General features: G+C 58.6%; 1 protein-coding gene. It reads left to right on the top strand.

Annotated features, from left to right (window positions below):
• A partial coding sequence (locus AAG834_RS13755; protein WP_342032458.1) for a TonB-dependent receptor plug domain-containing protein occupies positions 1 to 800 on the top strand: 800 nt, incomplete at both ends.

Genomic DNA, 800 nt, shown 5'->3' with positions numbered 1-800 from the left:
GGCTTCCTCGACAAAATCGACGCCAACGTCTTCCAAATCAACACCGACGACACCAAGCCGCCTAAAGGCGCGCCTTCCCCGAAAGCCCATGCCTCCGGCACGGCTCAAGGCGGCGTTCCCATCGGCCAGCTTGAGTTAAGCAAAATCAAAGCGACCGGCGCCAACCTGAACCTCGCCAGCTCCTTCGGCGACGGACACATGGTGAAATACGGCGTCAACTACCGCCACGAAACCTCCGAGCCGTCCGACAAAGGCGCATGGTTGAAGATTCTCGGCCTGTATGACCGCGACAAAGAGAAGAAAGCCGAATACGGCGTGTACGCGGAAGGCATTTGGAACCTGCACCCCGTTACCCTGACCACCGGCCTGCGTTACGACCATTTCAAATACAACGCCGCCAGCAAACAAAGCGCGTCGCACGGCCAGCTCAACCCCAGCATCGGCGCGATTTGGGACATCAACGACAACTTCTCCCTCTTGGCAAACCTCAATCAGGCAAGCCGTGCACCCCGCCTGAACGAAGCCCTGTTGGCTAACGAACGCGCAGGCGCCGCCGCCGATTTGGACAGCAACCTCAAAGCCGAAACCGCCCGTCGCGCCGAACTGGGCTTCAAATGGCGCAACGACAACTTCAACGTCAGCGGCAGCGTGTTCCACCAACGCATCAAAGACCTCATCGTCTATCGTTGGGCAAAAATCAACAACAACACCGCCTCCATCACCGAACGCGGCAAGATTTACAACGGCGGCACGCTCAAAACCTACGGCTACGAACTTGACGCATCCTACCGCTGGGGCGG

Origin of the sequence: Neisseria sp. Marseille-Q2251 (assembly GCF_940793045.1) — a bacterium.
GTDB lineage: Bacteria > Pseudomonadota > Gammaproteobacteria > Burkholderiales > Neisseriaceae > Neisseria.
This window is presented reverse-complemented; position numbering and strand designations above follow the sequence as displayed.